This is a genomic window from Stutzerimonas stutzeri, assembly GCF_024448715.1.
In the GTDB taxonomy this organism is placed as follows: Bacteria; Pseudomonadota; Gammaproteobacteria; order Pseudomonadales; family Pseudomonadaceae; genus Stutzerimonas; species Stutzerimonas stutzeri_AR.
This window is the reverse complement of the sequence record NZ_JAMOHZ010000011.1, coordinates 52,129-64,698: the sequence shown is the minus strand read 5'-3', so window position 1 is coordinate 64,698 and position 12,570 is coordinate 52,129. Positions and strand designations below refer to the sequence as shown.

Annotated in this window: 9 protein-coding genes and 1 pseudogene; 2 read left to right on the top strand and 8 right to left on the bottom strand. The window is 60.3% G+C overall.

From position 1 onward, the window contains the following. Positions 1 to 231: 231 nt before the first annotated feature. The 5 genes and pseudogenes from NAV33_RS20160 to NAV33_RS20140 form a co-directional block, all read right to left on the bottom strand. On the bottom strand, positions 232 to 1,857 hold the full coding sequence (locus tag NAV33_RS20160; RefSeq protein WP_255983399.1) for a methyl-accepting chemotaxis protein: 1,626 nt from the start codon (positions 1,855 to 1,857) through the stop codon (positions 232 to 234). A gap of 121 nt (positions 1,858 to 1,978) precedes the next feature. Beyond that, positions 1,979 to 3,073, bottom strand: coding sequence for a DUF1513 domain-containing protein (locus NAV33_RS20155; RefSeq protein WP_255983397.1), 1,095 nt, complete (start codon positions 3,071 to 3,073; stop codon positions 1,979 to 1,981). A 2-nt stretch (positions 3,074 to 3,075) separates the two neighbouring features. Next, on the bottom strand, positions 3,076 to 4,149 hold the full coding sequence (locus NAV33_RS20150; protein ID WP_255983395.1) for an imelysin family protein: 1,074 nt from the start codon (positions 4,147 to 4,149) through the stop codon (positions 3,076 to 3,078). A 42-nt stretch (positions 4,150 to 4,191) separates the two neighbouring features. Next, positions 4,192 to 5,606 (bottom strand): annotated as a pseudogene (locus NAV33_RS20145) (di-heme oxidoredictase family protein). A gap of 176 nt (positions 5,607 to 5,782) precedes the next feature. Continuing rightward, the gene (locus NAV33_RS20140; RefSeq protein WP_255983393.1) at positions 5,783 to 7,123 is read right to left on the bottom strand and encodes an imelysin family protein; all 1,341 of its coding nucleotides are present in this window, start codon (positions 7,121 to 7,123) and stop codon (positions 5,783 to 5,785) included. Between the two features lie 186 nt (positions 7,124 to 7,309). On the opposite strand from NAV33_RS20140, the gene NAV33_RS20135 reads away from it, so the two are divergent. After that, positions 7,310 to 7,882, top strand: a complete 573-nt coding sequence (locus tag NAV33_RS20135; RefSeq protein ID WP_255983390.1) for a LemA family protein — start codon at positions 7,310 to 7,312, stop codon at positions 7,880 to 7,882. A gap of 44 nt (positions 7,883 to 7,926) precedes the next feature. Then, on the top strand, positions 7,927 to 8,769 hold the full coding sequence (locus tag NAV33_RS20130) for an E3 ubiquitin ligase family protein (protein WP_255983440.1): 843 nt from the start codon (positions 7,927 to 7,929) through the stop codon (positions 8,767 to 8,769). A gap of 142 nt (positions 8,770 to 8,911) precedes the next feature. On the opposite strand, the gene NAV33_RS20125 is transcribed toward NAV33_RS20130, so the two are convergent. The 3 genes from NAV33_RS20125 to NAV33_RS20115 all read right to left on the bottom strand — a co-directional run bounded on the left by NAV33_RS20125 (position 8,912) and on the right by NAV33_RS20115 (position 12,522). Then, positions 8,912 to 9,598, bottom strand: a complete 687-nt coding sequence (locus NAV33_RS20125) for a spermidine synthase (RefSeq protein WP_255983388.1) — start codon at positions 9,596 to 9,598, stop codon at positions 8,912 to 8,914. A gap of 69 nt (positions 9,599 to 9,667) precedes the next feature. Then, the gene (locus NAV33_RS20120; protein WP_255983386.1) at positions 9,668 to 11,728 is read right to left on the bottom strand and encodes a putative bifunctional diguanylate cyclase/phosphodiesterase; all 2,061 of its coding nucleotides are present in this window, start codon (positions 11,726 to 11,728) and stop codon (positions 9,668 to 9,670) included. A gap of 173 nt (positions 11,729 to 11,901) precedes the next feature. After that, positions 11,902 to 12,522, bottom strand: a complete 621-nt coding sequence (locus NAV33_RS20115; protein ID WP_255983384.1) for a TetR/AcrR family transcriptional regulator — start codon at positions 12,520 to 12,522, stop codon at positions 11,902 to 11,904. Positions 12,523 to 12,570: the final 48 nt, after the last annotated feature.

Genomic DNA, 12,570 nt, shown 5'->3' with positions numbered 1-12,570 from the left:
CCGTTTTGGATGCACGACAAACGACCAATAGCCGGCCTTGCGGCGGCCTCGGCTTGTATCTATTCGACCAGATGGCCTGAGGCAGCGAAGTTAGCCGCGAACCAGACGCATGTAAAGGGACATGCATCCAATATGCTTGGCGGGACGGGGACTAGCGAGATACGACGCCGCGTTGCGAGACATGTCGGGGTTTTGCTTGCAACGGCCCCCTGCTGTGGAGAGCCCGTTGCGTTAGCCTACGAGGCGCTGAGTCACTTCGCTGAGTTGGGCAGACAGGCCATGCAGGTTCTGACTGGCTTTTTCGGTGCGCTCGACATTGCCCTGATTGGTGGTGGCGATAGCGGTAATTTCGGTGAGGTTGCGCGAAATATCTTCCGCCACTGAGGTCTGCTCCTCAGCGGCCGTGGCGATCTGCCGGTTCATGTCGCGAATCGCTTCGACTTCTAGGGTGATGCGTTGAAGCATGCTGCCCGCTTCCGTGACCCGCTCGACGCCTTCGTCGCTACGGCTTTGCCCGCTTTCGATTGCACGCACCGCATCCACTGCGCCTGTCTGCACCGTGTCGATGATTTGGTGAATTTCGGCTGTAGAGTCCGCGGTGCGGCGGGCCAGCGTGCGTACCTCGTCCGCAACGACGGCGAAGCCACGACCAGCATCACCGGCACGGGCCGCCTCGATGGCTGCGTTCAATGCCAGCAGGTTGGTCTGGTCAGCGATCCCACGGATTACCTCCAGTATCTTGCCGATGCGACCGCTGTCGGCTTCCAGGCGGCGGATGACCTCCGCAGTATTGCTGATCTCGCCACGCATGTGAGTGATCGTCTGAATGGTCGAACGCATCATGCTTTCGCCCTGCTGCGCCGAGTGATCGGCTGTATCCGCGGCGCGTGCTGCTTCGGCCGCATGGCGGGCCACTTCCTGAGACGTAGCGGACATTTCATGCATGGCGGTTGCGACCTGATCGGTACGCGAGAATTGTTCACGAGTACCTTGGCCCATCAGCGCCGCGATGGCGTTCAGTTCGCCGCTGGCACTGTCCAGATCGGAAGTGCTGCGTTGCAGGCGGGTAAAGGTATCAGCGAGAAAATCGCGCAAAACGTTGGCAGCGACCGCGAGACGTCCCAGTTCGTCGGCTCGGCTCGTGTCGACGCGCTCGCTGAAATTGCCCTGGCTGAGCTTGGCGATGTGGTCGATCAGGTGGCGGATCGGGTCGATCAAATGACGATTGACCAGCCACAGGCTGAGGAGAGCGACCAGCGCGCCAGCGGCCACCATGATCAGCGATCCGGTGATAATGGCCTGGTCGGCGGCATGGCTGATGTCATCGGAGCTGCGCAGCGCGGAATCACGCAGCTGTTCGACCAGTGCACTAAGTTGTTCGCTGGTCGCGCGGTCGATTCCCTGAACGGCTTTGTCGCCTGCCACCGGATCATGACCCGCAGCGATGTAGGCATCGCGGCCTGATCGATAGGCCGTACCCAGATTGCGGTGTTCCGTACGCAGCCCTTCGATCTGGCTCGACAGTTTCGGGTCGTGTTGGCTTAGTTGTACGAGCGTGGCGAGCAGGTCCTGAACCTTGCGCTCCTGATTTTCGAAGCTGTTCCAGTATTTGTTCAGGGCGTCAGATGACTTGCCGCGCAGCAGCACGTTCTTCCATTCCTGCACCTGTATCTTGAATTCCAGGTTGGCTTCATCGACCAATCGCGACGCCTCGATCGGGCCTTTCAGTAGTCTCTGATAGGCGGAGACTCCATCGGACAGAAAGGAGAAGCTGGTGAGGGCGATCACAAGCATTACCAGCAGGCTGGCACCGATCAGTCCCAATAACTGAGCCCGTAGGGATTTCTTCAGAAACATCAGAGCGTTCTCGATCAAGTGGGGTGCGTTTGCGCTAATGGCAAGAACGAAGCGAGCGGTCACGTGAATGACCGCTCGGTCGTTCTGTTTCTCGGCGCGGCGCCTCGATACTTGAGGTCTTTCAGACCAGGCGCAAATGGTTGTCCCAGAGCCCTGCCGGCAGTTGCAGTGCGGTGCTGACGAAGCGCTCGCCGCTGCAGTCAACCAGCCTGCAGCGCCCCTGGCCGGAACTCACCACGAAACCCTGCTCGACAGCTGCTACACCGGCGCAATCCGGCAGATGGACTTCCTCGCGCAAGGCGGCGCTGTCCAGATCCCAGATGAACACTTTATTGCCGCGTGGCGCCGTCACAGCCAGCAGACGCAGCTGGTCGTTGATCGCCAGGCTGGCGGTGTACTGATTCATCGTCTGGCGTTGTGCTTCACCCAACGGGAATGCCTGGAAGGCTTCGCCCGGACGCTTGATCGCCAATAGCGGCACCTGATCCATAGGGTCGCCTTCGTACTGCTGTCCGGAAACCACCGTGCCGTCCGCCGCAACCGCCAAGTGACGCACGCTGTTCATCTGCTCGGGCAGTTGCTCCTTGCTTAGGAGCGTGCCGTCGCGTCGAAGCATGACGAGGCTGGGTTCCATGGCATCAAGATTCATCATTTCCCGACTGTCGGCTTCGGTGCGGATACCACCGTTGGCGATCACCAGCGTCTCGCCATCTGGCATCCACAGCAGCTGATGCGGGCCGATGCCATGGGTCGAGTGCTCGCCGCTGCGAACCAGTCGGCGTTCTTCGACGCGGTAGATGCCGAGTACGCCGCGGCCGGCATCGGCCGTGTCGTTTTCGGTGGTGTAGAACCAGTCGCCGCTGGCATGGAACACGCCGTGGCCGTAGAAATGGCGGTCAGGCGGCGAGGCAAGAACCTGCAACAGCGTGCCGTCACGGCTGTCGATCAGATAGCTCTCGCGGCTCGGTCGACGTCCGACAAATACCGCCAGGGGTAGATGTGGATGGGCATAGACGTCATGGCAGCGCTCGCTAACCGGCGTCGCGAACACACGGCTGCCATCGAGCCGATAACCAACCGCATAGTGACGGCCATCGGCATCGTCGCGTGCAGAGAGAAGCAGCGGCTGCTCAGTATGTCGTGTGAGTGTCCAACCACCGACTGCGGAGGCTGCAGCCAGGGCACTGCCCAGACCTATAAAAGCACGGCGTTTCATGATCAGTCTCCGTCGTGGGCGTTGAAGCCGATCTGTACACCGAGTGCCCGGGCCAGTTCGGTCTGATGCAGGCGGTGCAACACGTCGATCTCTTGGTACAGCGCATCCAGCCGCTCACGGCCGGCTTCGTCGGCGATCAGTTCGCTGAACGGCAGCATGATGTCTGCCAAGTGTTTGCGGGTTGTCGCATAGGCGACGTCGATGCGTTTGATCAGATCGGCCTGATCGGCGGGTACCAACTGCTTGAAGCCGTTGTCGTCGCTGCCCTGCCATAAATATTGGGCGCCAGCGAGGGCAGCATCGATGCTGCCGAGTGTCGCATCACTGCGCCAGGCCTCGGCCTGGAAGGGCTGCGGGAACCCTTTGCTCTGACGACCCAGCGGGGCGCCGAGCTTCTTCTTCAGACCGTCCAGTGCCGTGACCTGCACGCGCAACAGGTCGGCTATCGCTTCCTGCGACTCCACGTAACGCTCGTTGGGAAACTCGCTGAGTTGCGCGACCATGCCGTCTTCGGCTTCCCACTGCTGCAGCATGTTAGCGGCGAGCTTCTGCTGGTGTTCACCAATTGCCACCAGCAACCGACAGTAGCGTGCCTTGGTAGTGCTGTCGCTCAGGTCGACTGCCTTGTCATAGAGCACATACTCATACGCCGATAAGCCCTGCAACACGACACTGCCATCTTCCAGATCGGCCTGGGTCAGCTCGGGTTTGTTCTTCAGCAGGGCGGTGACCTGGCGACCGACCAGATTCTTCTTGTCAGGCCAGAATTGCACTTGCCATGCGCGGTTGCCTTCGCCCATCGGGCCGATCAGCAACGGCTGCAGGCCCGCCCAGGCGAACTGCGCTTGCAGGAAGGCTTTGCGCGCATCCTCCAGCTCTTCGTTGCCAGCGCAGAAAGCAATGCTGCTTGCGGCCATGCGCCGGTTGGTTTCGGCCCACTGGGTATACGCCGGAAGCAGGACTTCATCGACCAGTGCTTTGCTCGTCTCGGCAAAGGGATCGGACGGCGCGCAGGCGCTCAGCAGCAGACCCAGGGCGGTGGCGGTGAATGCTGAAAAATAGCGGTTGGGGTACATGTTGCTCCTCGGCAAGGCAGGACACCGGTGGTTGGTCCGGCACTAGAGTGATTCGAGAAAGGCCAGCAAGGCGCTGCGTTCATCGCTGTCGAAGCCGAGCACAGTCTGCTTGGCTTTTTCCGCTTCGCCGCCATGCCAGAGTATGGCTTCGAGCAGGTTGCGCGCACGTCCGTCATGGAGAAACTGGGTGTGATCGCTGACCGTCTCGGTCATGCCGATGCCCCATAACGGTGGCGTACGCCATTCGCTGCCGCTGGCCTCGAACTCCGGACGGTGGTCGGCAAGCCCTTCGCCCATGTCATGCAGCAGTAAATCGGTATATGGACGGATTACCTGGTTGGCCAGCTCAGGCTCGGCGGCATCGCCAGTGGTGAATGTTGGAACATGGCAGCTCTGGCAGCCGGCGCGGTGGAACAGCGTCTTGCCCGCCAGCACCTGGGGATCGTCAACGTTGCGACGCGCCGGCACGCCAAGGTTGCGGGTATAGAACAGCACCTGGGCAAGGATGTTGTCGCTGACCTCAAGCTCACCGCCATCGGGCATCCTCCGGCAATCCTGCTGCCGGTCGGTGCAGCTGCTGCCAGTGAACAGGCTGGTGGTGAGCCCCATGTCATTGAAGAACGCATCGGCATTTTGCTGGTTAAGGTTCGGCTGCCCAGCTTTCCAGCCGAAGCGGCCAATTGCCGCCTCGTGTGTGAGCTGGTCGTAGACCCGGTTGGGCCGACCGGAAACACCGTCGTCATTGCTATCTTCAGGATCGGCGTTGGCCAACAGTGCAGATTCGGGAATCGCCTCCAGCAGCCCGAGGCCGATCATCGGCGGTGCCACGCGGAGGGAGAACTGTGTCTGCGGATGCATCGGACCGTAGCCTAGTTCAGTAATGTTCAGTTCTGGCATGCGCAGCTCAACCTCGAAACCGTCGCTAAATCGCTCGGTCCGCGTGGCGTAGCTGAGCCGGACCTTGCCTTCGGGCACCACGCCCGGAATCGCCATGTCCTGTAATTGACCGCCATAGGTGGGCTCCGGCGCGATGCCGCGCTGCCGGACGACCTCCGCATGCTCGGCACCAGCAGGTATCGAAAGCCTCACCAGCATGGATACGGCATTGCCGCGCTCGGCTTCTGCCGGACGACCGCGGCCATCCTTGATATGGCAGCTCTGACAGGCGTTGGTGTTGATCAGTGGGCCGAGGCCGTCGCGAGCCGTGGTGGAAGCGGGGCGATGACCCAGGGATTTCGGAAAAAACTGTTGCCGACGCTGAAGTCCAGTCGCCGGACCGGAGCCAGGTTGGCAGCAGGCATTGAGAAAGCATTCTGGTCGAACTGCATTACGGTTGCGCTGCCCGCGGAAAGCGCTTCGCCCGGCTCTGCCCGCTCGAAGCGTGGCGCCTGCTCGCCGCAGGCGGCAAGGCCGAAGGCCAGCAGCAGGGCAGTAGCAGAGCGGGAAAACGGGTGCATCGGGTATACCTGATCCTGTAACAGGGCGGCGATCTTAGCAGGCTAATGGAGCTTGAATAAGAGCAATTTGCATTTACTGATAGGGCTGGGCCGTTCGAACGAGCGCAGGATGCTGCCGTCGAAAGGGCACGTCATAAGAGGGCGGCATTGCACCGCCCCTACATAACGACGCTAAATCAGAACTGGTGATCGGCCGTATCCGGGTTCAGGTCGCTGATACCCAATGCGGCAGCGGCTTTCTCGATAGAGCCAGTCTGCTGCACCAGCGCACCGATTGCGGCGCGCACTTTTTCCTGGCCTTCGCTGTTATCGGGAGCGATCAGCTGATCGAACGCTTCGCCTTCTTTGGCACTGGTAACCAGCACCTGCAGTTTGGCTTCGGTAGCTTCCAGATCGGTCTTCACTGTGGTGTTGACTTCTGGAGCGGCATCTTCGACCAGCGAGGCTAGACTCGGGCCGCTGAGTGTGCTGCCGTCGACACGCTTGTACTCGCCGAGGTAAACGTTGCGGATGCCTTTTGCATTGTAGAAGTGCGAGTTGTGGGTGTTGTCGCTGAAGCAGTCATGCTCGTCTTCCGGCGAATTGGCTTCCAGCGCGACTTTCATACGCTCGCCGGCCAGCTCGCCCAGCGACAGGCTACCCATGCCGAAGAACATCTTGCGCAGGCCATTTTCGGCGGATTCGCTTTCCAGGCTGGCGCGGTAATTATCGGCAACGCCGGCCTTCCACTCGCCGACCATTTCTTCAAGGTCGCTGATCAGCAATTCAGTGGCGGCCTTCAGATAGGCGCGACGACGGTCGCAATTGTCGCCGGTGCAATCGTCACCCTCGACGAAGTCGCTGACGGGGCGTTCGCCAGCACCGGGATTGGTACCGTTCAGGTCCTGACCCCAAAGAAGGAATTCGATCGCATGGTAACCAGTGGCCACGTTGGCTTCGGAGCCGGCCAGTTCGTTCAGGCTTGCAAGCTTCTCGCCGGTGATTTCGCTGACGTCGATTTTGTCTTCGCCAATCTGCAGTTCCTTGTTGGCGACGATGTTGGCGGTAGCGCCAGGGTTGCCGAGAGCATGCTGATAGTCGCCCTTGACGTAGTCGATCATGCCTTCGTCAAGCGGCCAGGCGTTGAGCTGGCCTTCCCAATCGTCGACTACCGGATTACCGAAGCGGAACACTTCGCTCTGCATATAGGGCACGCGCGCGGCCAGCCAGGCGTCTTTGGCGGCTTGCAGGGTTTCGTCGCTCGGATTGGCGAGCAGGGCGTTGACGGCGTCTTGAAGTTTCAGCGCGGTGCTGTGCGCATCGCTGAATACGGCGTGCGCGATGTCGGCGTAATGCTTGACCACGGCCTGCGCGGCCTCGCTGTTCACTGTCTCTGGCGCGCTCGCGGCCGGCTCGCTCTGGGTGGTCGCTTGCGGAGCGGCGGCCTGTTCGGCTGGCGCTTTGTCTTCGCCGCAACCAGCGAGTGAAATGGCGACAGCCAGAAGGCTGGCAGTGGCCCAGACGGGAGTGCGTAGCATGGCGGGTTCCTTTGCTTGCAGAGTGGTATTGGGGACGCCGGCAGATGGGGTGCGACAATCCGATGCGGGTCATAATGCGAAAGATTTGCATTTTGTGCAAAGAAATTGCGTGCAGCATGTCGCGCTTCGCTTTCAGCGGTGCCGTTAGAATGCCATCCCGATATCCGGACTTCATGGACAAGCCTGATGAGCATGAACGCTGTAGTTGCACTGGTTGTGCTGTTTCTCGTCGCTGCCTATGCGGTGGTTCTCTACAACGGTCTGGTGCGCCTCAAACATGGCGTGAGCAAAGCCTGGTCGAATATCGACGTGCTGCTGCGTCAGCGACACGAAGAGCTGCCAAAGCTGGTCGAGACCTGCAAGCAATACATGCAGCACGAGCGCAACACCCTGGAGCAGGTCATCAATGCCCGCAACGCCGTATCCATGGCGCGCGAGCAGGGTGATGTAAACGCTCTAGGGCAGGCCGAAACCGGGTTGCGCGCCGGTCTGGGACGTCTGTTCGCCCTCGCTGAGAACTATCCGGAGCTGCGTGCCAACGAGAGCTTCCGCCATTTGCAACAGCGCATCAGCGGTCTGGAAAGCGGCATAGCCGACCGACGCGAGCTCTATAACGAGTCAGTCAATCTGAACAATGTGCGTATCGAGCAGTTTCCCGATGTGTTGCTGGCGCGCGCCTTTGGTTTCCGTGAGGCCGCGTTGTTGCAATTCAGCGACGCGGAGAAGGCCAACGTTGACCTCAAACCGCTGTTCGGCTGACCAGGAGTATCGGGTCGGTGCTGCTTTTCGGCGCGGGCGTCGTGATGTGCCTGTCGGGTGGCTGGCTGTGGGTCAGCCGCTGGTCAAAGGTGCGCCATTTGTTGGATACGCCGACTTCTAGGATTCGTTCGGCGGCGCAAGGTTATGTCGAGCTCGCCGGGATGTTGCGTGACCTTCCCGACGTGCCGGCAATGCTCGCGCCCCTGACGGAAAAACCCTGTCTCTGGTGGCGCTATCGCATTGAGGAATACCGCTCCAGTGGCAAGCGCAGCAGCTGGCGAATTATCGAAAAGGGCTGCAGTGAAAGGCCGTTGCGTCTGTGCGATGCGACTGGAGACTGCCTGATTGATCCGCGTGGTGCCGATGTGCTGCCGGCTCGGCGCGAGCGTTGGTCCGGCGATCTGCGCCATCCCAGAGGCCAGCCACGAAGTGGAATGTTTGCCTGGCTCGATGGCAATCGCCGATATCGCTATACCGAGGAGCGTCTGCATGCCGACGAGCCCCTTTATGCCATCGGCGATTTCCGTACCGCAGAGGGCGGCCGGCAAGGCCTCGACCTCCAGACCGCTCAGGGCCAGGTAGTGCGGGAATGGAAAGAGAATTACGCCGGGCTGCTGCAACGTTTCGATAACAATCGCGATGGCCAGCTTGACCAGGCCGAGTGGGGCCGGGTACGACTCGCTGCCGGACTCGAGGCGGAAGAACGCCACCGTCTCGCCAGTGCTCGTCCTGCGCAACACCGGCTGGCACGCCCGGCTGAAAGCCTGCCGTTTGTGCTGTCGAGTCATGGTGAGGAAGAACTCGCGCGTCGCTATCGCTGGCACGCCGTCGGTGGCGCCGTACTGTGCATCTTCGGTGCCGTTGTGCTGGCGTCACAGCTGACCTAATAACTCGCTCGATAGTCGAAACGCTCCGAACAGACAGTAGCGTCGAGGCGGGTTCGAGAGCACCGTATCAAGCCAGCCACAATGATGCGGCGAGTGATTCGATTACATCGTCCGATGGCTGCGGACTTCGGTTGGCAAAGAATCAGCCGCCGCGCTTCTCGGCAATCCAGATGGTGTGACGGGTGCCGCGGTTGCCATGTGCGAATACCTGGACTTCTTCTGCTCTGAACCCCGCTTTGGTCAGCTTGGCCGAAAACCCTTGATCGGCGCTGGCTGACCATACGGCTAGCAGTCCTTTGGGGCGCAGGGCTTGGGCACAAGCGGCGAGGCCGGCCATTGAGTAGAGCCAGCTGTTGCTCCGTTGAGTCAGGCCCTCTGGGCCGTTGTCTACATCGAGCATGATCGCATCGAAAGCCTGAGACGCGCCCCGAAGAACATCGGCGATATCGCTGTTGAGCATGCGGGTGCGCGGGTCGTTGATCGGCATCCCGGCCTTTTCTCCCAGCGGGCCGCGGTTCCATTCGATCACGCCGGGCACCAGCTCTGCGACCTGAACCTCGGCGTCGCTGCCCAAATGCTTTAGCGCCGAGGCTAGGGTGAAGCCCATGCCCAGCCCACCGATCAACACTCGTGGCTGCGGACGCTGCGCGATTTTTCGGCAGGGTATCTCGGCAAGGGCATCCTCGGAACCGTGTGTACGGGTGTTCATCAGCTGATTGCCGTTGCCTCCCTTGATTTTGATGACGAAGTCATCCCCATATTCGAACAGGCAGAGAGCACCCCCGCTATCAGGGATTTCGGCGGTGTCGATCAGTACAAAACGCTTCATGCGTGGCGCTCATGGCTTGGCAGCAGGAGGGTGCGCGGCGCTTCGAACGCCGCGCGGCGGGGCTCGCAATTACAATGATTCGGAGTTGAGTCTGCGCTCGAAACGCAGAGATTGGCGTAGCAGGGCGGTCAACTCGGGCGCAGGCAGGGGTTTGCTATAGAAGTAGCCTTGGCCCTCGTTGCAGCCTTCGTCGACGAGGTAGCGTTCCTGCTCGGCGGTTTCCACGCCTTCGGCGATCACCAGCATGCCGAGGCTTTTGCCCAACTGAATGATGGCGCTAACGATGGTGGTATCGCCATCGCCCAACGCCATGTCGCGGACGAAGCTCTTGTCGATCTTGATCTTGTCCAGGGGCAGGCTTTTCAAGTAGCTGAGCGAGGAATAGCCGGTGCCGAAATCGTCGATGGCGATAAGTGCCCCGGAGCGGCGCAGACTGTGCAAGTTGCGGGTGGCAGCGCCAATGTCTTCCATCAGCCCCGTTTCGGTCACTTCGAGTTCCAGCGTCTCGGGCGGAAGCCGGTGGGTGCTGAGCAGGTTGCTGACCATCAATGGCAATTCGGCGTGGTGCAGCTGAACCGTGGAAAGATTGACCGCCATGCGCAGGTCATCGAAGCCTTGCTGATGCCACTCGCTCAACTGTCGGCAGGCTTGATCCAAGACCCACTCACCGATCGCGATGATGCTGCCGTTCTGTTCGGCAAGGGGGATGAATACATCTGGCGGAACTATCTTGCCGCTCGGGTGGGCCCAGCGCAGCAACGCCTCGACGCCGGTGATGCGTTTGCGGCGATAGTCGATCTGCGGTTGATAGACCAGGTGGAACTCGCCGCGCTGAACAGCTTCTGCCAGATCCTTTTGCAGCTCGCGGCGCGCTCTCATTTCGCTGTCGATGCTCGCCACGTAGAACTGATAGCGGTTGCGCGAGCGGTTTTTCGCCAGTGTCATGGTCTGCTCGGCTTTTTGCAGCAGCTTTTCCGTGCTATCGCCGTCTTCCGGATAGAGCGTAATGCCGATGGTCGCTCGCAAACGGATGCTCTGCTGGTCGAGGTCGATTGGGCGCTCCAGATCATCGAGTACTCGCTGCGCAAGTTCCGCAGTTTCGTAGGGCTGCTCGAAGCCGGACAGCACCAGCACGAACTGATCGCCGCCGAGACGCGCCAGCGCTCCGACGCGCCCGCTCAGGCTGCGCAAGCGATCAGCCAGCGCAATCAGCATACGGTCGCCGTTCTGGTAGCTGAACTGTTCGTTGATACCTTTGAAATCATCCAGCCCGAGGCAGAGCACAGCGACACGGCGTTGCAGCCGTCCGGCCTCGCTGAGGATATTGCCGAGCTGCTGCTGTAATTGCTGGCGATTGGGCAGCCCGGTGAGAAAATCGTACTGGGTCATGCGTTGCAGGTTGCTTTCGGCGGCATGGCGCAACTGCATGTTGTGTTCGATAGAAGCGAGCAGAGCGTTGGCGGTATCGACCCAGAGGCCCAGTTCGTTTTTCTCGTGACCCTTTGGCATCGGTAACGTGTGCTCGCCGGGGCGGTCCGGATTGATGTGTGACAGGTGCTCGATGAGTTTGGTTAGTGGTCGCGTCAGCAGCCATTCGTAGATCAGATAGAGCAGCAGGCCCAGCGCCAGAGCACGGAGAATGCCAATGACGAAGATTACTGCCGAGTCCTTGACGAACTCCGCTCCGTACGGGGCGGTGTCAAGCGTGATACGCAGATCGCCGTAGTATTCGTTGTAAGGAGGGCGACCAATCAGCGGGATCGAAAACGCCTGATCCCGGCCCAATATCGGGTCCGTCAGCCAGCGCGAAGGCAGCGGCATCAGCGGTCGGGATTTGTAGGCCAGAGCTTCATCGCTTGGATGACCGATCGATGCCTTACGAATCGACTCGTGTTGAAACAGGCCTTCCATGACCTGCGCACCCATCTCTCGGTCCAGGCTGTAGATCGCCTGGGTGGAAGGGTCGCGGGTCATTCGCAGGATTCGCTGCGCTTCAGCATCGATCAGCTGTCGAGTCTTGTAGGCATCGAAAACGATTTGGGCGCAGCTCAACACCAGTCCTACGGCCAGCGCGGACAACAAGACAATACGTAACAGTTGTCGCGACAGGCTGTTGCGCAGTTCGGTCAAAAGACGTTCCTTTTTCCAGGCCGGTGCTCAACGCAAGTATTAGTAGTCATGGCTGAAACGTCAAAGGCAGAGCCGTGCCGATGAGGCAAAACGTTATCAGAACGTCTACTGGACTGCAGAACCTTCCGTCGATATCGCTCATTGCACGTAATATGCCTTTGGCTTGGGCTACCTCAGGTCGCGACCGCTTCTCTTACCTCGCAACCCTTGATGACCATCCGAATGATCGTCTCGGCGGCGGCTTCGTAGTCGGTATCGTCGAGTTTGGCCTTACCCGTCACGGTGGAGATTTGCCAATCGAAGTCGGCGTAGGTCTGGGTAGCGGCCCAGATGCTGAACATCAGGTGGTTGGGGTCGACCTTCGCCATCAATCCTCGGTCGATCCAGCCCTGGATGCAGGCAACGTTGTGACTGGCCTGGGCGTTGAGCTGTTCAGCCCGCTCGGCTGGCAGATGGGGAGCGCCATGCATGATCTCGCTGGCGAAAACCTTAGACGCGCAGGCGTGTTCTCTTGAAATGCGAATCTTGGTGCGGATGTAGGCACGTAGCACATCGGCTGGTTCGCCGGGCTGATTGAAAGGAGCGGATGCTTGTAACAGCGGCTCGACGATGCTGTCGAGCACCTCGCGGTAGAGGTTTTCCTTGCTCTTGAAGTAGTAATAAACGTTGGGCTTGGGCAGCCCGGCGCGGTCGGCGATGTCGCTGGTCTTGCTGGCGGCGAAGCCTTTTTCGGCGAACTCTTCGCTGGCAGCGCGCAGGATCAATTCTTTGTTGCGCTCGCGGATACTGGACATAGGGCCTGTTCAATTCACGACCACCCAGCCTGGTGGCCCGCCGCGGCA

Excerpts from the sequence above, each read along its gene's own strand:
- NAV33_RS20160 (WP_255983399.1), bottom strand. The coding sequence starts at position 1,857 with ATGTTTCTGAAGAAATCCCTACGGGCTCAGTTATTGGGACTGATCGGT.
- NAV33_RS20155 (WP_255983397.1), bottom strand. The coding sequence starts at position 3,073 with ATGAAACGCCGTGCTTTTATAGGTCTGGGCAGTGCCCTGGCTGCAGCC.
- NAV33_RS20150 (WP_255983395.1), bottom strand. The coding sequence starts at position 4,149 with ATGTACCCCAACCGCTATTTTTCAGCATTCACCGCCACCGCCCTGGGT.
- NAV33_RS20140 (WP_255983393.1), bottom strand. The coding sequence starts at position 7,123 with ATGCTACGCACTCCCGTCTGGGCCACTGCCAGCCTTCTGGCTGTCGCC.
- NAV33_RS20135 (WP_255983390.1), top strand. The coding sequence starts at position 7,310 with ATGAGCATGAACGCTGTAGTTGCACTGGTTGTGCTGTTTCTCGTCGCT.
- NAV33_RS20130 (WP_255983440.1), top strand. The coding sequence starts at position 7,927 with ATGTGCCTGTCGGGTGGCTGGCTGTGGGTCAGCCGCTGGTCAAAGGTG.
- NAV33_RS20125 (WP_255983388.1), bottom strand. The coding sequence starts at position 9,598 with ATGAAGCGTTTTGTACTGATCGACACCGCCGAAATCCCTGATAGCGGG.
- NAV33_RS20115 (WP_255983384.1), bottom strand. The coding sequence starts at position 12,522 with ATGTCCAGTATCCGCGAGCGCAACAAAGAATTGATCCTGCGCGCTGCC.